Raw genomic sequence first — 19,244 nt, 5'->3', positions numbered from 1 at the left:
GTGTGGCTTTGTTCGGTATTCACTGAGACGAATGCCCGGTCACATTCCGGTAATAAGCTAGTTTGAAATTCTTGTTTCGTTGCCGCTTTCCTGCACCGAAAGGCCGAAGCCCTGCTTCAGCAGTGCCACGAAGCCGCCCATGTTGTTGGCATCGAAGCTGCCGCCGATGCGGATGCGCGCGAGCGCGGGATCGGCGATCACCAGCTTGCGCGTGTTGTAGCGGTTGAACTGCGCGGCCGCATCGCCCAGCGAGGTCTGGTCGAACACCAGCTTGCCCTTGCGCCAGCTCAATTCGTCGTCGATCTGCTTCGGCGCCTTCGAGATCACCAGCACGTTGTTCGCGCTGGCAACAGCCGCCTGGTTGCGCACGAGCACGGTGGGCTCGCCGCTCTTCGCGCTCTTGTCGGTGCCGCGCTCGTTGCTGGCCGATGCGATCTGCACGCGGCCTTCCTCGACCACCACGTTCACCTGTTCGCCGTCGCGTCGCACCACGAAGCGCGTGCCCAGCACGGTGATGCGGCGGTCGCCGGCGATCACCACGAAGGGGTGCGCCTTGTCGTGCGCGATGTCGAAGTAGGCCTCGCCGTCTTCGAGCCACACCTTGCGTCCGCTGGCATTCACGACAGTGCGCAGGTGGGTGGCGGTGTTCAGCGTGAGCACCGAGCCGTCGGGCAGCGAGACCGACTGGCGCGCGCCCACGGCGGTGGCGTAGTGCTCGCTGCGCCAGTCCTGCGTGTACTTCCAGCCGAGCCAGCTGCAGCCGGCGGCCGCGATCAGCATGCTGGCCGCGATGCGCTGTGTTGAAAAACGCGGCAGCTGAAACGCGCGGTGCCCACGAGTGCCGGGGCGCGCGGGCGCGGTTGCCGGCAGCGGGATGGGAATGACCCCGGGCGCCGCCGCAGCGGCCGCGGGTGCCGCTGGCGTGCGCAGGGCGCCGAGCCGGTCGGCGCGCTCCCAGACGCTGGACAGGCGCAGCCACGCGATGCGGTGCGCGACGGACTCGGCAATCCAGGCGTCGAGCTGCTGCTGGTCGGTGTCGGTCCAGCTGCCGCTGTCGCGGCGCGCCAGCCAGTCGGCGGCCGCGGATTCGATGCGTTCGGCTTCGGTCATGGTGAAAGTTTCTTTTCGTTCTGTGCCCGGCCGAAAGCCTTGGTGTCGAGCTGCACGCCGCTGGAGAGCATGGCGTCCGCCAGCGCGCGCACGCCGCGCGACACCTGCCGCTCGACCGTGTCCTCGGTGATGCCGAGCAAGATGGCGACGTCGCGCTGCGGCAGGCCGTCGATCTTGCGCAGCTCCACCACGCGGCGGCACTTGGGCGGCAGGGCGTCGAGCGCCGTCTGCAGCAGCCGCAGCTCGCCGCGGCCCGCGGCATGGCGCTCGGGCGTGAGCTCGTCGGCCGAGAAGTCGAGCGCGTCGAGGTCGGCAATGATTTCGATCGACACGATCTGCGCACGCCGCGCGCGGTCGATCAACAGGTTGCGGGCCGTGGCAAAGACAAAGGGCTTCACCAGTTCGGGCACGGCTTTGGCGGCGGATTCATAGATGCGCACGTAGACATCCTGGCGCAGGTCGGGTACTTCGGCTTCGTCGCGCCAGTTGCGGCGAAGGAAACGCGTGAGCGCCGCCTCCATCGGCAGCACTTCGCTGACGAACCAGTTGTCCAAGTCACTGAGAACCAAAAAAGCGCTCCTGGAAAAATGGCCGGATGGGGATACGGCGCGTCGCCGGGAATGGCGACACACACTGAGACGAACGGCCAGAAGATTTCCGGTAACGCGCGATGCGGCGCGAATTCTAGGAGCACTGAAATGGGGCGCGGCGTTACCGGAAAGCGCGCGCGCGCTCGTCTCATGGGAGTACGAGAAAAAACAGCTCGCTGGAAATACAAAGACATGAATCGAATCGGGAGGCAGAACCCCATCCTTCGCGCCGCAATGGCCAGGCGGCACCTCGCCGTCGGCCTGGGATGCGCACTGATCGGGGGCCTCGCATGGGCCAACGCGCGGGACTTCGACGTCGGTGGCGGCGAACTGCGGCCCGCGCTGGACGTCTACATCGCGCAGTCGGGCGTGCAGCTGATCTACAAGATGGAAGACGTGAAGGGCCTGTCGACGCGCGGCGTCAAGGGCAGGATCGCGCCCGACGCGGCGCTGGAGCGCCTGCTGGACGGCACGCGGCTGCGCATACGGCGGGGGCAGGACGGGGCGATGGTGCTGATCGCGCCGGCCCCCACCGCGGCTGCGGCGGCCGGCGCAGCAGAAAAGAAGCAGTGACGGCGTAACTTTCGCGCGGGAGCGACCGAACTACGCTGCATGGGGCGCGGATGCGCATACATGCCGATGCCGCGTATTCAAGGGTCACCACTCCAAGGATCTGCCATGAACCACCACGGACGCCGTTTCGTTCTCAAGGCCGGCTCATCGACGCTCGGCCTGGCGCTTTTCAATGGCCTTGGCTGGAGCGCCGGCCTGGCGCACGCCGCCGAGCCCGGAAAGTTCGCGATCACCCGCACCGATGCCGAGTGGCGCAAGCTCCTCACGCCCAACCAGTACGCCGTGCTGCGCCAGGAAGGCACGGAGCGGCCCTACTCGAGCCCGCTGAACGACGAGCACCGCGAAGGCCGCTTCGCCTGCGCGGGCTGTTCGCTGGATGCGTTCTCGTCGAAGACCAAGTTCGACAGCAGGACCGGCTGGCCCAGCTTCTGGCAGCCGCTGCCCGATGCCGTCGGCCAGAAGGTCGACACCACCGCCGGCATGACGCGCACCGAGGTGCACTGCAGCCGCTGCGGCGGCCACCTGGGCCATGTGTTCGACGACGGACCCAAGCCGACCGGCCTGCGCTACTGCATGAACGGCGTGGCCATGAAGTTCAACCCGGGCGTTGCCTGATCGCTTGATCGCTCATCGCTTGCTCGCCTGAACGGCCCGCCCCATGCTTCTGTTCGCCGTCGCCTATCTCGGCGGGGTGCTGACCATCCTCAGCCCCTGCATTCTTCCGGTGCTTCCCTTCGTGTTCGCGCGCGGCGACCAGCCTTTTCTCAAGGGAGGCCTGCCGCTGCTGCTCGGCATGGCGCTCACCTTCGCCGGCGTGGCGTCGCTGGCTGCGGTGGGCGGTGGCTGGGCGGTGGAGGCCAACCAGTACGGGCGGATGGCAGCGATCGTGCTGATGGCGCTGTTCGGCGTCACGCTTCTTTTTCCGCAACTGGCGCAGCGGCTCGCTCGGCCGCTGGTGAACTGGGGCGAGCGGCTGTCGGCAACGGCCGGCGGCAACGGCAGCGCGGGGCGAGGCGGACGCTCGTCCTTCGTCGCATCGGTGCTGCTGGGCGTGGCCACGGGACTGCTGTGGGCGCCTTGCGCCGGGCCGATCCTCGGCCTGGTGCTGACCGGCGCGGCACTGGGCGGTGCGAGCGCGCAGACCTCGCTGCTCCTGCTTGCCTATGCGGCAGGCGCGGCGACTTCACTGGCGGGTGCGCTGCTGGTCGGCGGGCGCCTGTTCAGGGCCATGAAGAAATCGCTGGGCGCGGGCGAATGGATCCGCCGCGGCATCGGCGCGGCGCTGTTGTGCGGCGTCGCGGCCATCGCCCTGGGGCTGGACACCGGCGTGCTCGCACAACTGTCGGTGTCGGGCACCTCGTCGGTGGAGCAGAGGCTGATCGACAAGGTGCGCCCGAAGAAGCCCGGCCCGCCGGTCGGGACTCAGCCGGTGCCCACCAGCCACAGGCCTGACGACGGGCAGAGCGCCGCCGGCGCGCCGTTCACCAAGACCTGTTCTTCGTCGAGCCGCGAGGCAGCCGAAGGATCGACGTCGAAGGCGATCTGAAGCGCCTTGCCCACCAGCGCGTCTTCGATCGGCAGCTCCCATGTCAGGAACACCAGCGTGCAATCGCGTTCTGGCGCGAAGTCGGCCGCATCGAAACCGTTGCTGCCGCCGCGCGGAATCACGGCATGCGGCTGGCCGGTGTCGAAGACCACCGCCGTGCCGCGCACCAGCGGAATTCGAACGTCCGCACAGGGAAAGTGCAGGTCGAGACCCTTGTCTTCGCTCATGAAGAGATTGCAGAAGGCCGCGCCGCCGTATTGCGCGCCGTCGTGGTGATACCGCGCGCCGCGGCAAGCCATGAGCGCGACGTCGCTCGCGGCGAGCACGCCGGGCAGTCCGAGTGCCTCTGTCCAGTCCGTCGCGGCCTGCACGCATTGCCTGTAGTCCGGCCAGCGCGTGCGTGCGCGCGCCAGCGGCAACTGCTCGACGTCGCCGGGCTCCAGCGCAAGCTGCGTGGAGATCTCGCGTTCCCAGTCCGCGGTCAGGCGCGCGGGAGGCATGGGCACGTCGAGCGTGCCCGTCAGCACCAGGTCGCTCACGCTGCGGCTGCGCATGGCGCCGCCGCTGCGGTAGCAGGCAGTCAGGCGGTCTCGTGCGCTGCGTGGCGACTGGGCGGTGGACATCGGGGCAGTGTAGTGACGCCGGCTACTCGCCAATCACCCGCCGCACCGTCAGCAGCGCACTGCGCAAGTTCGGCAGCCCCACGGAGCCCAGCGCCAGCCGCAGCGCATGCGGCACGTGCTTCGACGTGGCGAAGGGCTCGGCCGTCGATACCGAGATGCCTTCGCGCATCAGCGCCGCCGCGACGTGATCGGCGCGCGTTTCCTCGGGCAAGGGCAGCCACACGAAGTACGACGACGGATGGCGCACGAAGCGCATGCCCGCGAGCGTTTCGTCGACGATCTCCTGGCGCACCGCGGCGTCGTGCCGCTTTTCAGACTCGAGCCGCTCGACGGTGCCGTCTTCCAGCCATGCGCAGGCAATGGCCGTTGTCACGCCGGGCGTGCACCAGGTCGTGGCCCGGATGGCGCGTTCGATCTTCGGCACCCAGGCCTGCGGCGCCACGACGAAACCCACGCGCAACCCGGTCGCCACGTTCTTCGACAGCCCCGAGACGTACACGGTCGATTCGGGCAGCAGCGCGGCCAGCGGTGGCGGCGGCATGTCTTGCGGATCGTCGGCCAGGAAGGCGTAGGCCGCGTCCTCGATGACGAGCAGGCCGTGCCTGCGGGCGATGCTTGCCAGCCGGCGCCGGCGGCTCGTGCCCATCACCCAGCCCAGCGGGTTGTGCAGCGTCGGCATCGCATAGACGGCACGCACCCGGCGGCGCGCGCACAGGCGCTCCAGCGCGTCGAGGTCGGGGCCTGCGCCCGATGCCGGGATGGGGGCCAGCTCCAGCCGGTGCGCCTCGGCCAGCACCTTGAAACCGGGATAGGTGAGGGCATCGACCGCCACCACGTCGCCGGGCTGCAGCAGCGCCATGGCCGTGACCGCGAGGCCGTGCTGCGCGCCGTCGACCAGCAGCACGCGCGACGGGTCGAGCGCGTCGAGCCCGCGTGACGCGAGATGCCGCGCGACACAGGCGCGCTCGTGCATGCGGCCGCCGTGCGGCGCGTAGCGCAGCATCGCGTCGAGCTCGCCGCCGGCGGCCAGCTGCCGCAGCGCGCCGCGCAGCAGTTCGGCCTGCCCGGGCAGCGAGGGGTAGTTGAAATTCAGGTCGACCTGGCCTGCCGCCACGGCCTGCTGGTCGATGCCCTTGTCGCGGGGAATGGTCGCTTCGCGCACGAAGGTGCCGCGGCCGACCTCGCCGCTGACCAGGCCCATGGCTTCGAGTTCGGCATAGACGCGCGATGCCGTCACCAATGCAAGGCCGTGGCGCTCGGCCAGCCGCCGGTGCGTGGGCAGGCGGGTGCCGGGCTTCAACCGGCCCGCGCGGATTTCGGCGGCGAGTTCATCGACCAGTTGCTTGTAGCGGGCTTCGGCCATCGGTGCGATGTATGCATGACAATTTTTTGATTGTATTGATCGTCTTGCCTACGATGGACGAAACCGTTTTCCCGCACACACAAGAACGCCATGCACATCGCCATCCTCACATTCGACGGCTTCAACGAACTCGACTCGCTCATCGCGCTGGGCGTGCTCAACCGGATCAGGAAGCCCGGCTGGCGCGTGACGCTCTGCTGCCCGACGCCGGAGGTCACGTCGATGAACGGCGTCACCGTGCGCGCGCAGTCGCTGCTCGAGGAGGCGCGCTCGGCGCAGGCGGTGGTGGTCGGCAGCGGCGTGCGCACGCGCGAGGTGGCCGGGAGCGCGGAGCTGATGGAGCGCCTGGCGCTGGACCCCGGCCGCCAGCTCATCGCGGCGCAGTGCTCGGGCACCCTGATACTTGCCAAGCTGGGCCTGCTGGGCAGCGTGCCGGCCTGTACCGACCTGACCACCAAGCCGTGGGTGCAGGCGGCCGGCGTCGAAGTGCTGAACCAGCCCTTCTTTGCCAGCGGCAATGTCGCGACGGCGGGCGGCTGCTTCGCGTCGCCCTACCTGGCCGCGTGGATCATCGCCCGCGCCGAGGGGCGGGAGGCCGCCGAGGCGGCGCTGCACTACGTGGCGCCGGTGGGCGAGAAAGAGGCCTACGTGGCCAATGCCTTCAGGTACATCGCGCCGTACCTGCCGGAATGACGACGCGGGCCTTCATTTTTTCGGCACGCTGCCGATAAGCCTCTGGTCGACACACAAAGGACGGAGGAAAACATGGTTGCAGCCATCGGAGCGACGACTCCCGCGAGCGGCGGTGGGAATGACGTGAACGCCCAGATCGCAAGGATCCAGCGGCAGATCACCGACACGCAGAAGAAGATCGCGGAAACGCAGGGCGAATTGATCGAGGCGCCCACTGACGAAGCGCGCAAGGCGATCCAGATGCAGCTCCAGTCGATGGCCGCGCAGGTCCTCATGCTGCAGCAGCAGATCAACATGCTGCGGACCTCGCAGGTCCAGAAGGAGGCGCTGGAATCGGTCTCCAATGCGGTGGACGGCGCCAGGAAGAGCGGCGGCATCCGCACCAATGCCGAAGGCGTTCCCATCGGCGGCACGGTGGACGTGCAGGCCTGAGCCCGCCGCTGCCTTCAGCTGCCGCCGCCGGCCTCCCGCTCGGGCCAGCGGTGGCGCGTGCCGCCCGAGCGCCGGTCGGCCTTTTCCATGACCACGCCCTGCGCGCTCAGTTCATTGCCGCGCTGCTCCAGGTGCCGCAGGCACTGGAGAAAGATTTCCAGGTGAGCGGGCGTGATGCCCTCGAGCAGTTCGGTGTTGAGCCCCGCGATGCGCGGGAACAGCTTGCCGTACAGCTGCTCGCCAGAGGCGCTCAGGCGTACGTGAACCTCGCGCCGGTCCTCGGCATCCTGCCGGCGCATCACCAGTTTCTTCTCGACGAGGCTGCGCAGCCCGCGCGAGGTACGCACCCGGTCCAGGTGCAGGTGCGCGGCCAGCGCGGACGATGTCATCTCGCCGCGCTGCGCGAGCGTGCCGATCATTCCCCACTCGCGCCGCGTGATGCCGAAGCCGCCCTCGACCATGCGGGTCGCCATGCCGCTGCTGGTGCGCATGGCGCGCGACAACCTGTAGAGCAGCAGGTCGTCCAGGGAGCGCGGCTCGCGCAACGAACCCGCGTCGGGAAAGGCTTGCATACGGATGGGTTAAGGGTACTGGGCGTTGTGTGGTCCACCGGCCTCGAAAGCAGGTGATGGATTAGATCAACTGTTTGTTACCTGCGTATAAACCGCTCACAAATTTTCACAAACAGCGATCAGGAACGGCAGGCGATTTTCGCCACGACGGCATCGCGCATGACCGCTCACAACCACCGCTCTCAGGAAACCCCCATGGTTGCATTCTTTTCCAGGCGCAGGCTCTTGGCGTGGGGCCTCGGGCTCGCCGCCTGCATTTCCGGTGCCCAGGTCCAGGCGCAGCAGGCGCTGGACGGCCCCTTGACCCTGGTGGTCGGCTACGCGGCCGGCGGCACCACGGACCGCATCGCGCGCCTGGTTGCGGAGCGGCTGGGCGCCAAGCTCGGCGTGGCCGTGACGGTCGAGAACAAGCCGGGCGAGGGCGGACGGCTCGCGGCCAAGGAAGTGCGGCGCACGCCGGCGGGGCAGAACGTGCTGATGCTCGGCAACCCCGCCGTGATGGTGGTCGCGCCGCTGGTCATCAAGGACGTGGGCTACGACCCCGACAAGGACTTCGTGCCGGTCTCGCAGGTCAGCAGCTACGACTTTGCGCTGGCCGTGGGCCAGAAGCTGCAGCTCGACCGCGCCATGTTCCTGGTCGGCCGGCTCTGGGCGCATCCGGAAGAGGCCGTGTTCGGAGTGCCCGCGACCGGCAGCCTGCCTCACTTCTTCGGCCTGATGGTGGGCGACGCGCTGAGCGTGCAGCCGCAGATCAAGGGCTACGGCGGATCGGCGCCGTTGTCGGCCGACCTGATCGGCGGCACGCTGCCGATCGCCATCGACACGCTGGATTCGCTCTACGCGCAGCACCTGGCCGGCAAGATCCGCATCCTGGCGGTGTCGGGCAAGAAGCGCGCGAGCTTCGCGCCAGCGATCCCGACCTTCCGCGAGGCCGGCATGAAGATCGACGCCGACGGCTGGAACACCTTCTTCGCGCCCAGCACCATGTCACCGGCCAAGGTGCAGCTGGTGGCCGGCGCCATCCGCGAAGCGATGCGCGATCCGGGGCTGCAGAAGGCGGCCGAGGCGGCCTACATCACGCCGGTGGTGAGTTCGACCGCGGAAACCGCGCAGATGCTCAAGGCCTACAGGCAGCAGTGGGAGCCGGTGGTGCGCCGCTCGGGCTTCTCGCCCTGACGCAGTCCGTGCGCCAGCCGATGGTTGATGCGGCGGTCGAAGTTGCCGCTCTTCACCTTCAGCGCGTCGCGACGATGAAGAGCCGCGGAAACGGCAGCAGCACGCTGCCGTCCTTCAGCGCCGGATAGGCCTTCGCGATGGCTGCCAGGTAGCTCGCGAGAAAGCCGGCCTGCTGCGCCGCATCGAGCAGCGCAAGGTAAGGCCGCAGCGCCGAGCCCTTGAACCATTCCACGACTGCCGGCGCGCCACCTGCCAGTGGGTGGTAGTAGGTGGTGCGCCACACGTCCACGCGGCTGCAATGCGGTTCCAGCATCTCGTAGTAGTCGATGGCGCCGTGCCGCGCCGGGTGGCGCACGTCGCCGATGCGGTCGGCCCAGCGCGGGTCTTTCGCTGTTTCGCGGGCGAGGCGGTGCGCGGGTTCTTCGAGGTTGTCGGGCGTCTGGATTGCGAGGTTGCCGCCGGGCGCGAGCTGCTGTGCCAGCCGGGGGTAGAGCGTGGCGTGGTCGGGCAGCCATTGCAGCGAGGCGTTGGCCAGGATCACGTCGACCGGCTGCGCGGGCCGCCAGGTGGCGATGTCGGCCACCTCGAAGTTCAAGCCGGGCATGCGCTTGCGTGCGGCCTGGATCATGTCGTCGGAGCTGTCCATGCCGCTGACCAGCGCGCCGGGAAAGCGCTGCGCCAGCACTTCGGTGGAGTTGCCGGGGCCGCAGCCCAGGTCGACGGCGCTGCGCACTTCGCGCTGCGGCAGGGCGGCCACGAGGTCGCGCACGGGGCGTGTGCGTTCTTCTTCGAAGGCTGAATATTGCTTGGCTGACCAGGTCATCGCAGGGTTCCTTTGCTGTTCTGGCGGCGAGTTTGCCGAGCAGGGAGCGCTACGTAAAATGAATTTATTATGGACATTGATTCATAAATCTGATGAAGATCGACATCCTCGGCATCCAGGCTTTCGTGGCCATTGCCGACGAAGGCAGCTTCCAGGCAGCGGCCGGCGCGCTCAACGTCACGCAGACCGCCATCACGCAGCGGCTGCGCAAGCTCGAGGAATTCCTGGGCGTGGCGCTGGTGGAGCGCACCACGCGCTCGGTGGCGCTCACCACCATCGGGCGCGACTTCGTGCCGCGCGCGCGGCGGCTGCTGGTGGAGCTGGCCGATTCGCTGCTCGAGATCCGCGAGACCGGCAAGGCGGAGCGCGGCGACGTGTCGATCGCCTGCGTGCCCACGGCGGGCGTGCAGTTCCTGCCGCGCATCATGCAGGCCTATTCGGCCAGGCATCCGCACAACCGCATCAAGATACTGGACCACTCGTCATCGGCGGTGGCGAATGCGGTGCTGCACCGCGAGGTCGAGTTCGGCATCGGCATGGCGGGCGCGCACGCGCCGGAGCTGCAGAGCGTGCCGCTGATCGAGGACGAATACGTGCTCATCTGCCACGAGGCGCATCCGCTGGCGCAGCGCAAGCGCATCGCCTGGCGCCAGCTCGAACCGCACCCGCTGATCTTCGCGGGCCACGCAAGCGAGAACCGGCCGCTGCTCGACCTGGCGCTGGGCGCGGCCGCCGCCAACCTGAAGCCCTTCTACGAAGTGCAGCGCAGCTCGACGGCAGTGGGGCTGGTCGCCGAGCGCGTGGCGGCCGCCGTGGTGCCGCGGCTTGCGCTGCAGAAAGGCGCCTACCCCACGCTGCGCATCGTCGAACTCACGGAGCCCAAGGTGTCGCGCACGCTGGTGCTGATGACGCGCAAGACGGCGCGGCTCTCGCCGGCCGCGCAGGCGCTGTATGACCTGATCGAGGCGCAGGCCTCGGTGGCGACCGCTCCGCGCCGGCGCTGACGGCACGGTTGCTCAGGCCGCCTGTTTCGTCCCCAGCCTGCTGCCGCCCCGGCGCGCCGCCAGCCGCTTCACCAGCAGGTAGAACAGCGGCACGAAGAAGATGCCCAGCGCGGTGGCCGTCAGCACGCCGCCGAACACGCCGGTGCCGATGGCCACCTGGCTCGCGGAGCCCGCGCCTGTGGCCAGCGCCAGCGGCACCACACCGGCCAGGAAGGCCAGCGAGGTCATCAGGATCGGCCGCAGCCGCAGGCGCGCGCCCTCGGCCACCGCGTCGAGCAGCGGCACGCCGCGGCGCAGCGCCGCTTCCGCGAACTCGATGATCAGGATCGCGTTCTTGGCCGACAGCCCGATGGTCGCGAGCAGGCCGACCTGGAAGTAGATGTCGTTCGACAGCCCGCGCAGCGACGCCGCGATCACCGCGCCCAGCACGCCCAGCGGAATCACCAGCATCACCGAGAACGGCACCGACCAGCTTTCGTACAGCGCGGCCAGGCACAGGAACACCACGAGGATCGACACTGCGAACAGCAGCGGCGCCTGCCCGCCCGACAGGCGCTCCTGGTAGGACAGCCCGCTCCATGCGTGGCCCGTGCCCGCCTGCTTCCTGGCGATGGCCTCGACCGCCGACATGGCCGTGCCGGAGCTCGTGCCCTGCGCGGCCGCGCCCTGGATCTGCACCGCGGGCAGGCCGTTGTAGCGCTCCAGCTGCGACGCGCCCTGCGACCAGCGCGTGGTGGCGAAGGCCGAGAACGGCGTCATCGCGCCGGTGCTGCCGCGCACGAACCACTGGCCCATGTCCTCGGGGGCCGAGCGGTAGGGCGCGTCGGCCTGCACGTACACGCGCTTCACGCGGCCTCGGTCGATGAAGTCGTTGACGTAGTTGCCGCCCCAGGCAATGCCCAGCGTGGTGTTCACGTCGTCCAGCGACAGCCGCAGCGCCGACGCCTTGACCTGGTCGATGTCGACCTGCAGCTGCGGCGTGTTGGCGATGCTGTTGGCGCGCACCGACTGCAGGCGCCTGTCCTTGTTGGCGTCGCGCACCAGCGCCTCGCGCTTGTGCACCAGCTTGTCGGGGCCCATGCCGGAGGTGTCCTGCAGCCAGAACTCGAAGCCGTTGGACTGGCCCAGGCCTTCGATGGGCGGCGGCACCATGCCGTAGACCTCGGCGTCGCGCTGCTGCTTCGAGAGCGCCGCGCTCGCGCGCTCGACGATGGCGTGCGCACGCTTTTCCGGGTCCTTGCGCTGCGACCAGTCCTTGAGCGAGACGAAGGCCATGCCCGTGTGCTGCCCCGAGCCGGCATAGCTCCAGCCCGCCAGCGTAAAGATGGTGTCGGTGGTGTCCTTCTCGGTTTCCAGGAAGTGCTTCTCGACCGCCCTGTTCACGGCGTCGGTTCGGCTCTGCGTGGCGCCGGCTGGCAGCGAGACCTGCACCATCACGCTGCCCTGGTCTTCCTCCGGCAGGAAACCGCCGGGCAGGCCCAGGTAGAGCAGGCCCATGCCCGCCACGATGGCGGCATATACGGCGGTGAAGCGCAGCGGCTTGCACAGCATGCGGCCCAGCAGCCCCACATAGCGGCCCTGCGCGGCGTCGAAGCGCCGGTTGAACGCACCGAGGAAACCGCGCGTGCGCGGCGGCACGCCCGGCTTCAGGAAGCGCGCGCACAGCGCCGGGATCAGCACGATGGCCACCACCACCGACAGCGCCATCGACGCGATGATCGTCACCGAGAACTGCCGGTAGATCACGCCCACCGAGCCGCCGAAGAAAGTCATCGGCAGGAACACCGCCGACACCACCACCGCAATGCCCACCAGCGCGCCGGTGATCTCCTTCATCGACTTGATGGTGGCGGCCTTTGCGTCGAGCCCTTCCTCGTGCATGACGCGTTCGACGTTCTCCACCACCACGATGGCGTCGTCCACCAGCAGGCCGATGGCCAGCACCATGCCGAACAGCGTGAGCACGTTGATCGAATAGCCGAAGGCCGCCAGCACGCCGAAGGTGCCCAGCAGCACCACCGGCACGGTGATGGCCGGGATCAAGGTGGCGCGCCAGTTCTGCAGGAACAGGAACATCACCACTACCACCAGCGCGATGGCCTCCAGCAGCGTCTTGAGCACCGACTGGATCGAGATCTTCACGAAGCGCGTGGTGTCCTCCGCATAGGCCACGCGCAGGCCGGCGGGCAGCGAGGGCTCCATTTCGGCGATGCGCGCCTTCACCGCCCTGGCGGTGGTCAGCGCATTGGCACCGGGCGCCAGCATGATGGCCGCGCCGGCTGCGGGGTGGCCGTTCAGGCGCGTGGTTTCAGCGTACGACTCGTTGCCGATTTCCACGCGCGCCACGTCGCCCAGCCGCACCACGGCGCCGTCGGCCTGGGTCTTGAGCACGATGCCGCGGAACTGCTCGGGCGTCTGCAGCCGCGAGAGCGCGGTCACTGTCGCGTTGAGCTGCTGGCCGGCGGGCGACGGCCGCGCGCCGATCTCGCCGACCGACACCTGCGTGTTCTGCGCGGTGATGGCGGCGGTGATGTCCGACGGCATCAGCTGGTAGCTCGCCAGCCGGTGCGGGTCGAGCCAGATGCGCATCGCATACGCCGCGCCGAAGGCCTGCACCGAGCCCACGCCGTCGACGCGGCTCACCGGGTCGCGCAGGTTGCTGGCCATCCAGTCGGCCACGTCGGTGTCGGTGCGGCGGTCGGTCGCGTCGTAGAGCGCCACGATCAGCAGGAAGTTGTTCTGCGACTTGTAGACCGTCACGCCCTGTTGCTGCACCGCCTGCGGCAGCCGGCTGGTGGCCTGGCTGACCTTGTTCTGCACCTGCACCTGCGCGGTGTCGGGGTCGATGCCCTGGCGGAAGGTGATGCTGATGTCGGCATAGCCGGCCGAGCTGCTCGTCGACTTGAAGTACAGCAGGCCGTCGATGCCCTTGAGCTGCTGCTCGAGCACCTGCGTCACGCTGTTCTCCACCGCCTGCGCCGATGCGCCGGGGTAGTTGGCCGAGACGACGACGGTAGGCGGCGCGATGTCCGGGTACTGCGACACCGGCAGCGTGCGTATGGCCACGCCGCCCGCCAGCATGATGAGGATGGCGATGACCCATGCGAACACGGGCCGGTGGATGAAGAAATTCGCGATCACGTCGGGTTGCTCAATCTGCGGAAGAAGCCGTGGCGGCGTTCGCTGCCGTCACCGGTACCGGCTTCACCTTGGCTCCGGGCTGGGCGCGCTGCAGCCCGTCGACCACCAGGCGGTCGCCTTCGCGCAGGCCCTTGCTCACGATCCACTGGTCGCCCGTGGTGGTGCGCAGCTCCAGTGCGCGCAGCTCGACCTTGTCTCCCGCGCCGACCACCAGGGCGGTGGGCTCGCCTTTCTCGTTGCGTGCCACGCCGCGCTGCGGCGCGAGGATGGCCTGCCGCTCCACGCCGGACTCGACCTGCGCGCGCACGTACATGCCGGGCAGCAGCAGCCCCTGCGGGTTCGGGAACTCCGCGCGCAGCGTGACCGAGCCCGTGGCCGGATCGACCGCGACTTCGGAGAACTTCATGGTGCCCGTGTGCGAATAGGGCAGGCCGTCTTCCATGCGCAGGCCCACCCGCGCGCTGGCGGGCGCCATGTCGCCGGAGATGAAGCGGCGCTTGAGCCGCGTCAGCTCCAGGCTTGACTGCACCACGTCGACATAGATCGGATCCAGCCGCTGGATGGTGGCCAGCGCCACCGTCTGGCCCGGCGCCACCAGCGCGCCTTCGGTCACGCTGGAGCGCCCGATGCGTCCCGCGATGGGCGCGGTGATGCGGGTGAAGCCGAGGTTGATGCGCGCCGCCTTCACCGCCGCCTGCGCGGCCTTCACGCCGGCCTCTGCCTGCACCAGCGCGGCCTGCGCCTCCTCGTGCTCCTGGCGGCTCACCGCGTTGGCCTTGACCAGTTCGCCGAAGCGCCCGGCCTTGCCCCGCAGGCTCGCGATGCCGGCCTGCGAAGTGGCGAGCGCGGCCTGGGCCTGTTCGTGCGCGGCCTCGAAGGGGCCGGGCTCGATCTCGTAAAGCACCTGGCCCGCGCGGACCATGCTGCCTTCCTCGAACAGGCGCTTGCGCACGATGCCGTTGACCTGCGGCCGCACTTCAGACACGCGGAAAGCGGCGGTGCGGCCCGCCAGCTCGGTGTGCACCGGTACGTCGGTGGCACGCAGCGTGACCACGCCGACTTCGGGCGGCGGCGTGTCGGCGGTGGCGGGAGGCTGCTTGGCGCCGCATGCGGCGAGCACGAGCACGGAAAGCAGCGAAAGCGAAAACAGGAGCTTGGAGGTCATGGCCGTCGAGAAACGCGGTGCGGCGCGGGCCGGAGTCGTCCGGGTCGCGCGGATGTAATTTGCACAATGTTGGTGCATTGTGCTGCTCGTGTTGCGTCGCAACATGAAGAATTCCTTAGCCTTCCAAGGGCTGAAACCAACGACAAAAAGCCCATGCAGGCACGAGCCCGCCGCCACGTCGATCCGTGGCGGCGGGCCCTGCCGCATGGGCCGCTATGGCGGTGGCTGGCTTGGAGCTAGCTGGCGCTCTGCTGACGCCGTCCCAGTGCGAACACCGAGTTCGGCGCGTCGACGACGAAAGGCTTGCGCGTGGCCGGCTGGCCGGCCGGCGTGCGCCGGCTGTCGGTCCGCACGGCGGCCTGGACGCCCTTGGCCTTTTGTTCGTCGACCAGGCTTTGCAGCGAGATCGACTTGAGGAACTCGACCGCCCGCAGGTTCACGGTGGCCCAGAGTTCGTCGATCTCGCAGCGGCCGGGTTCGCCAGACGCGTCGGCGCCGCGCTGGCGGTTGGATTCGGCATCGTGTTCCTCGATCGAGAGGACGATGTCGGCCACGGAAATATCCGCAGCCTTCCGGCTCAGAGAATACCCGCCGCCCGGGCCCCGTGTCGACTCGACCAGGTCGTTGCGGCGCAGCTTGCCGAACAGCAGCTCCAGGTAGGACAGCGAGACGCGCTGGCGCATGCTGATCGACGCCAGCGTGACCGGACCCGAGCGTCCGTGCAGGGCGATGTCGATCATCGCCGTGACCGCGAAGCGGCCCTTGGTGGTGAGGCGCATGGGGAGTTCCTTTCCTTCCTGGGTGGTGTTATTCGTCCCGGCCGCCGGCGATGCCCAGCAGGGCCAGCAGCGACTGGAACACGTTGTAGATGCTGAGGTAGACGCCCAGCGTGGCGGAGATGTAGTTGGTCTCCAGGCCGTCCTTCACGCGCTTGAGGTCGTGCAGGATGAAGGCCGAGAAGATGCCGATGGCCAGCACCGACAGCGTCATCATCAGCGCGCTCGACTTCAGGAAGAAGTTGGCGATGCCCGCCACCAGCAGCAGGATGGCGCCGATGAAGAGCCACTTGCCCATGCCCGACAGGTCGCGCTTGATGACCGACGACAGCGTCGCCATGCCCAGGAAGATCGCGCCGGTACCGGCGAAGGCCGTCATGACCAGGCTGGCGCCGTTCTGCAGGCCGAGCACGGTGCCGACCAGGCGCGACAGCATCAGGCCCATGAAGAAGGTGAAGGCCAGCAGCACCGGCACGCCGGCGGCGGATTCCTTGGTTTTCTCGATGGCGTACATGAAGCCGAAGGCGCCGCCAAGGAACACCATCAGGCCGATGCCCGGCGACATGGCGCGCGAGAAGCCGGTCGAAACGCCGATCCAGGCGCCGAGAACGGTGGGCAGCATCGACAGCGCGAGCAGCCAGTAGGTGTTGCGCAGGACGCGGTTGCGTTCCTGGGACGAGGCCAGCGGCAGGTCGGTGCTGGCGTAGACGGGAGGGCTGTTGTTCATTGTGATGATTCCTTGATGCTTGTTGGACGACCGGCGCCGTGCGGTGCGAATTGGCGTGCGCAGCGGCGAACGGCCGGAAAAAACGAAATTGCTGTCTGGGCGATGCCGGGTGCCGCCGATTGGCCGGCAGGCCCGGATCAGGGAAGGCGGGAGCCGTGGCGGCTCCCGGTCGCGCAGGGCCTTGCGGCCTCAGGCGACGAAGAGCGCGGCGCGGGGTGGCCGCTTGGGCCGGGCGAGGAACGGCGAGACCGTGGTGGTCAGGCCGAGCTTGGGTGGCTGCTCCGAAAGAAGGAGCGGCAGGGGAATGTCGTTGCGGGCGTCTACCAGCTCGGCGTGTTCGGAGCCGGCTTCATCGAGCGAATTGGCATCGTCGGGTGCCGTGTCGGCATCGGCGACCAGGGCCTTGCCGTCGGAAAGGGCGCCGTCGGCCAGCGATGCGGCGGCGACGAGCGTCTTGGAGGTCAGGGTGGTTTGCGAGGACTGCGCCTGCTGGGCATGCGAATGGCCGGCACCGATCATGTTGTGGGCAAGCACGGCAAAACCGTAGCAGGACAACATGATGGCAAGGACAGTAGCGGCAAACCAGCGGTACATGAAGGGGTAATTTTACCTGCCGCGCCAGGGGCTGTCCGGCGCGGCCACTTTCAACCGACCTGATCGCACGGATGCTCCCTCAGGCAGGCGCGGTCGGCGTTTCGCTGCCCGAGGGCTGCAGCCATTCGCTTGCGTGGGTGCGCAAGGCATCGATCTGCAGCCATATCAGAGCCAGTTCGGTGTGGAAAGTTCGCGCCTGCGGGTTCGATTCGCCGCCGGCGGCCGCTGCCGCCTGGGCCAGCGCGGCGCGCGCGGCCTGCTCGGCCGCGGTGTCGCGCGGGCCGTCCACCGAGCCGCTGTCCAGCCCCGCCGCCAGCGCTTCGAGTGCCGCGATGGCGCCTTCCGCCGAGCTGCGCAGCACCGCCATCTGTGCCGAATCGGGCAGCGCCGCGCGGTGCGCGCCCAGCGCCGAGAGATAGCTCAGCAGCGTGTGCGAGCGGATCAGGAAGCGCAGCGCCACGCCCGCGCGCGGCCGCACGTAACCCGGTTCGCGGAACATGTCGGACACCGCGGTGGACAGCGCCGCGTCGGCGTTGTGGTCGTTGCGGCGGGCCAGCCGGTAGTCGAGGTGGTCGCGCGCGCCGGTGCGGTACTGCTCGACGATCTGCCGCAGGTAGCCCGCGTGGCCGCGCATGGCCGTGGCCGCCAGTTCGTTGATGCGGCGCGCCTGCCAGTGCGGCAGCACCAGCAGCACCGCCAGCCCGGCGATCGCGCTGCCGATGGCGGTGTCGACCAGCCGCGGCACCAGCAGCACGCCGCTGTCGCCGACCTGGTTGAAGCACATCAGCACCAGCAGCGTCATCGACGCGGTGGCCAGCAGGTAGCGCGTGGTGCGGGTCGCGAAGAACACCACGCCCGCCGCCACCGCTATGACCGACTGCACCAGCGGCTGCGGAAACAGCTGCAGCAGCGCCCAGCCCGCCACCACGCCCAGCGCCGTGCCCGCGATGCGCTGGCCCATGCGTGCGATGGTGTCGCCGTAACTCTGCTGGCAGACGAACAGCGTGGTCAGCAATATCCAGTAGCCCTGCGCCGGATGGATGACCTGCATCACGCCGTAGCCCGCCACCAGCGCGATCGACAGCCGCAGCGCATGGCGGAACAGCGGCGAGCGCACCGTGAGTTGCCGCCGAACGCGTTCCACGGCGTCGCGCCATGAACGCGGCGAGCGGTCGAACAGGCCCATCTCGGTACGGCCGGCGCGCGCCGAAGGCTGGCTTGCGCCCGCCAGTTGCCCGTCGAGCTGCGCGAGGTTTCGCGCCAGCGCCTCGACCGACGCGAGCAGCACCAGCCGCTCGGGTGTGGCGGCCCGCGCGCGTTCATGTTCGATGGCGCTGCGCAGGTCGGCCAGTGCCAGCACGGTCTCGGTGCCGGTGTCGAAGGGTTCGCGCCGCGCGATCGATTCCGACAGCCGCAGGCACGCCAGCCCCTGCAGGCCCAGCACGCGCTGGCAGCGGTAGAGCAGGTCGCTGTGGAAGAAGGCGTCGGCCAGCGCGTTGTAGTCGTCGTGCGAGGAGCTGGCGCGCTCGTGCACGTCCTGCGCGATCAGGTAGAGGCCGCGGTAGCGCGAGATGCGCCCGGTCGGCGCCCGCGCGCCGATGCGGCGGAAGATGCTTTCCTTGGCCGCGTTGAGCTCGCTCACCACCTCCGCATTGAGCTGCGCGAGCGCGAGCCGCTTGCGCTCTATGTCGATGCCGCGCAGCGGCTCGAACAGCGAGGCCTTGAAGCGCACGTAGTTGCCCAGCACCGTGAACAGCGTCACCAGCCGTGCCTGCACCGGCTGCGCTGGAAAGGCCGCGCACCAGAGCACCGAGAACACGCCGTACCAGGCCGCGCCGGCCAGCAGCAACAGCGGCTCGCGGCCACGGTGGACCGTGGTTCCGTGCGAGCTCATGTTCTCGATGCCGAGCGTGGCGTACATCCCCAGGATCAGCGTGGCATAGGCGATGGCCTTGTAGCGTGCCTCCACGGCCCCCAGCATCGTGAGGCAGAAGGCCGCGAGCGCGAGCCCGGTGATGAACAGCCACGGCAGGCCGAACAGCGCCTCCACCGCGAACGCCGTCGCCGCGAAGCAGGCCAGCGTGACGATCTGCGCGCGAAGCCGGCCGCGCCAGCTGTCGTCGGTCTCGGCGAGCGCGCTGGCGATGGCGCCGAGGAACAACGGGATGACCGCGTCGGGATGGCCGGTGTAGCCGCAGGCGGCCATCAGGCTGCCGAGCGTGAGCAGGATGCGCAGCGGCTGCGCGCGGGAAGCAAAAGACCGCAGCCGCTGGCGCAGCGCGTCGGGAGACAGGGGAAGCATGGCGCGATCTTGCACGATGCATGCCACGGGATTC

General features: G+C 68.9%; 18 protein-coding genes and 1 pseudogene. 7 read left to right on the top strand and 12 right to left on the bottom strand.

Annotated features, from left to right (window positions below):
• Window positions 1–57: 57 nt before the first annotated feature.
• Entirely contained in the window at window positions 58–1,110 is a 1,053-nt protein-coding gene (locus tag WIX39_RS25885; RefSeq protein ID WP_409196186.1) for a FecR family protein, read from the bottom strand.
• Window positions 1,107–1,664 (bottom strand): RNA polymerase sigma factor, encoded by a 558-nt coding sequence (locus tag WIX39_RS25880; protein ID WP_234382352.1) that lies wholly within the window; start codon window positions 1,662–1,664, stop codon window positions 1,107–1,109. Before WIX39_RS25880 ends, WIX39_RS25885 begins: the two co-directional genes overlap by 4 nt.
• A gap of 228 nt (window positions 1,665–1,892) precedes the next feature.
• Between WIX39_RS25880 and WIX39_RS25875 the strand changes: the two genes are divergently transcribed.
• The 3 genes and pseudogenes from WIX39_RS25875 to WIX39_RS25865 form a co-directional block, all read left to right on the top strand.
• A complete protein-coding gene (locus WIX39_RS25875; RefSeq protein ID WP_155742486.1) occupies window positions 1,893–2,273 on the top strand; it encodes an STN domain-containing protein in 381 nt (126 codons plus the stop codon).
• Between the two features lie 105 nt (window positions 2,274–2,378).
• Window positions 2,379–2,888, top strand: coding sequence for a peptide-methionine (R)-S-oxide reductase MsrB (gene msrB, locus WIX39_RS25870; protein ID WP_409196185.1), 510 nt, complete (start codon window positions 2,379–2,381; stop codon window positions 2,886–2,888).
• Window positions 2,889–2,931: 43 nt separating this feature from the next.
• Window positions 2,932–3,804, top strand: a pseudogene (locus WIX39_RS25865) (cytochrome c biogenesis CcdA family protein); the annotation flags it as partial.
• On the opposite strand, the gene WIX39_RS25860 reads toward WIX39_RS25865, so the two are convergent.
• Both WIX39_RS25860 and WIX39_RS25855 read right to left on the bottom strand, forming a co-directional pair.
• Window positions 3,696–4,442, bottom strand: coding sequence for a hypothetical protein (locus tag WIX39_RS25860; protein WP_409196184.1), 747 nt, complete (start codon window positions 4,440–4,442; stop codon window positions 3,696–3,698). The pseudogene WIX39_RS25865 and the gene WIX39_RS25860 sit on opposite strands and share 109 nt — an antisense overlap.
• Before the next feature lie 22 nt (window positions 4,443–4,464).
• On the bottom strand, window positions 4,465–5,805 hold the full coding sequence (locus WIX39_RS25855; protein ID WP_409196183.1) for a PLP-dependent aminotransferase family protein: 1,341 nt from the start codon (window positions 5,803–5,805) through the stop codon (window positions 4,465–4,467).
• Between the two features lie 90 nt (window positions 5,806–5,895).
• Between WIX39_RS25855 and WIX39_RS25850 the strand changes: the two genes are divergently transcribed.
• Both WIX39_RS25850 and WIX39_RS25845 read left to right on the top strand, forming a co-directional pair.
• Window positions 5,896–6,498, top strand: a complete 603-nt coding sequence (locus WIX39_RS25850; RefSeq protein WP_409196182.1) for a DJ-1/PfpI family protein — start codon at window positions 5,896–5,898, stop codon at window positions 6,496–6,498.
• Window positions 6,499–6,570: 72 nt separating this feature from the next.
• On the top strand, window positions 6,571–6,930 hold the full coding sequence (locus WIX39_RS25845; protein WP_409196181.1) for a FlxA-like family protein: 360 nt from the start codon (window positions 6,571–6,573) through the stop codon (window positions 6,928–6,930).
• A 14-nt stretch (window positions 6,931–6,944) separates the two neighbouring features.
• Here the strand turns inward: WIX39_RS25845 and WIX39_RS25840 are convergent, their stop codons facing one another.
• Complete coding sequence (locus WIX39_RS25840; protein ID WP_409196180.1) at window positions 6,945–7,502, bottom strand: MarR family winged helix-turn-helix transcriptional regulator; 558 nt, start codon at window positions 7,500–7,502, stop codon at window positions 6,945–6,947.
• A gap of 195 nt (window positions 7,503–7,697) precedes the next feature.
• Between WIX39_RS25840 and WIX39_RS25835 the strand changes: the two genes are divergently transcribed.
• Window positions 7,698–8,678, top strand: coding sequence for a tripartite tricarboxylate transporter substrate-binding protein (locus WIX39_RS25835; protein WP_106937690.1), 981 nt, complete (start codon window positions 7,698–7,700; stop codon window positions 8,676–8,678).
• A 58-nt stretch (window positions 8,679–8,736) separates the two neighbouring features.
• Here the strand turns inward: WIX39_RS25835 and tam are convergent, their stop codons facing one another.
• Window positions 8,737–9,501 carry a trans-aconitate 2-methyltransferase gene (tam, locus tag WIX39_RS25830; protein ID WP_409196179.1) on the bottom strand — a complete coding sequence of 255 codons (765 nt, stop codon included), beginning with the start codon at window positions 9,499–9,501 and terminating at the stop codon, window positions 8,737–8,739.
• A gap of 92 nt (window positions 9,502–9,593) precedes the next feature.
• Between tam and WIX39_RS25825 the strand changes: the two genes are divergently transcribed.
• Complete coding sequence (locus WIX39_RS25825) at window positions 9,594–10,505, top strand: LysR family transcriptional regulator (protein ID WP_409196178.1); 912 nt, start codon at window positions 9,594–9,596, stop codon at window positions 10,503–10,505.
• Between the two features lie 12 nt (window positions 10,506–10,517).
• Here WIX39_RS25825 and WIX39_RS25820 read toward each other — a convergent pair whose 3' ends face one another.
• The 6 genes from WIX39_RS25820 to yccS form a co-directional block, all read right to left on the bottom strand.
• Window positions 10,518–13,646 carry an efflux RND transporter permease subunit gene (locus WIX39_RS25820; RefSeq protein ID WP_409196177.1) on the bottom strand — a complete coding sequence of 1,043 codons (3,129 nt, stop codon included), beginning with the start codon at window positions 13,644–13,646 and terminating at the stop codon, window positions 10,518–10,520.
• A gap of 10 nt (window positions 13,647–13,656) precedes the next feature.
• The gene (locus WIX39_RS25815; RefSeq protein WP_409196176.1) at window positions 13,657–14,811 is read right to left on the bottom strand and encodes an efflux RND transporter periplasmic adaptor subunit; all 1,155 of its coding nucleotides are present in this window, start codon (window positions 14,809–14,811) and stop codon (window positions 13,657–13,659) included.
• 236 nt (window positions 14,812–15,047) lie between these two features.
• On the bottom strand, window positions 15,048–15,590 hold the full coding sequence (locus WIX39_RS25810) for an Rrf2 family transcriptional regulator (RefSeq protein ID WP_409196175.1): 543 nt from the start codon (window positions 15,588–15,590) through the stop codon (window positions 15,048–15,050).
• A gap of 28 nt (window positions 15,591–15,618) precedes the next feature.
• Entirely contained in the window at window positions 15,619–16,314 is a 696-nt protein-coding gene (locus tag WIX39_RS25805; RefSeq protein ID WP_106936999.1) for a Bax inhibitor-1/YccA family protein, read from the bottom strand.
• Between the two features lie 189 nt (window positions 16,315–16,503).
• Entirely contained in the window at window positions 16,504–16,908 is a 405-nt protein-coding gene (locus tag WIX39_RS25800; protein ID WP_253819846.1) for a hypothetical protein, read from the bottom strand.
• 79 nt (window positions 16,909–16,987) lie between these two features.
• Complete coding sequence (gene yccS, locus WIX39_RS25795; RefSeq protein WP_106937694.1) at window positions 16,988–19,210, bottom strand: YccS family putative transporter; 2,223 nt, start codon at window positions 19,208–19,210, stop codon at window positions 16,988–16,990.
• Window positions 19,211–19,244: the final 34 nt, after the last annotated feature.

It is taken from the genome of Variovorax sp. AB1(2024), assembly GCF_037482385.2.
GTDB lineage: Bacteria > Pseudomonadota > Gammaproteobacteria > Burkholderiales > Burkholderiaceae_C > Variovorax.
This window is presented reverse-complemented; position numbering and strand designations above follow the sequence as displayed.

What these genes read in the sequence shown, in the direction of transcription:
- WIX39_RS25885 (WP_409196186.1), bottom strand. Translation starts at nt 1,110, where the DNA reads ATGACCGAAGCCGAACGCATCGAATCCGCGGCCGCCGACTGGCTGGCG.
- WIX39_RS25875 (WP_155742486.1), top strand. Translation starts at nt 1,893, where the DNA reads ATGAATCGAATCGGGAGGCAGAACCCCATCCTTCGCGCCGCAATGGCC.
- msrB (WP_409196185.1), top strand. Translation starts at nt 2,379, where the DNA reads ATGAACCACCACGGACGCCGTTTCGTTCTCAAGGCCGGCTCATCGACG.
- WIX39_RS25860 (WP_409196184.1), bottom strand. Translation starts at nt 4,442, where the DNA reads ATGTCCACCGCCCAGTCGCCACGCAGCGCACGAGACCGCCTGACTGCC.
- WIX39_RS25855 (WP_409196183.1), bottom strand. Translation starts at nt 5,805, where the DNA reads ATGGCCGAAGCCCGCTACAAGCAACTGGTCGATGAACTCGCCGCCGAA.
- WIX39_RS25850 (WP_409196182.1), top strand. Translation starts at nt 5,896, where the DNA reads ATGCACATCGCCATCCTCACATTCGACGGCTTCAACGAACTCGACTCG.
- WIX39_RS25845 (WP_409196181.1), top strand. Translation starts at nt 6,571, where the DNA reads ATGGTTGCAGCCATCGGAGCGACGACTCCCGCGAGCGGCGGTGGGAAT.
- WIX39_RS25840 (WP_409196180.1), bottom strand. Translation starts at nt 7,502, where the DNA reads ATGCAAGCCTTTCCCGACGCGGGTTCGTTGCGCGAGCCGCGCTCCCTG.
- WIX39_RS25835 (WP_106937690.1), top strand. Translation starts at nt 7,698, where the DNA reads ATGGTTGCATTCTTTTCCAGGCGCAGGCTCTTGGCGTGGGGCCTCGGG.
- tam (WP_409196179.1), bottom strand. Translation starts at nt 9,501, where the DNA reads ATGACCTGGTCAGCCAAGCAATATTCAGCCTTCGAAGAAGAACGCACA.
- WIX39_RS25825 (WP_409196178.1), top strand. Translation starts at nt 9,594, where the DNA reads ATGAAGATCGACATCCTCGGCATCCAGGCTTTCGTGGCCATTGCCGAC.
- WIX39_RS25815 (WP_409196176.1), bottom strand. Translation starts at nt 14,811, where the DNA reads ATGACCTCCAAGCTCCTGTTTTCGCTTTCGCTGCTTTCCGTGCTCGTG.
- WIX39_RS25810 (WP_409196175.1), bottom strand. Translation starts at nt 15,590, where the DNA reads ATGCGCCTCACCACCAAGGGCCGCTTCGCGGTCACGGCGATGATCGAC.
- WIX39_RS25805 (WP_106936999.1), bottom strand. Translation starts at nt 16,314, where the DNA reads ATGAACAACAGCCCTCCCGTCTACGCCAGCACCGACCTGCCGCTGGCC.
- WIX39_RS25800 (WP_253819846.1), bottom strand. Translation starts at nt 16,908, where the DNA reads ATGTACCGCTGGTTTGCCGCTACTGTCCTTGCCATCATGTTGTCCTGC.
- yccS (WP_106937694.1), bottom strand. Translation starts at nt 19,210, where the DNA reads ATGCTTCCCCTGTCTCCCGACGCGCTGCGCCAGCGGCTGCGGTCTTTT.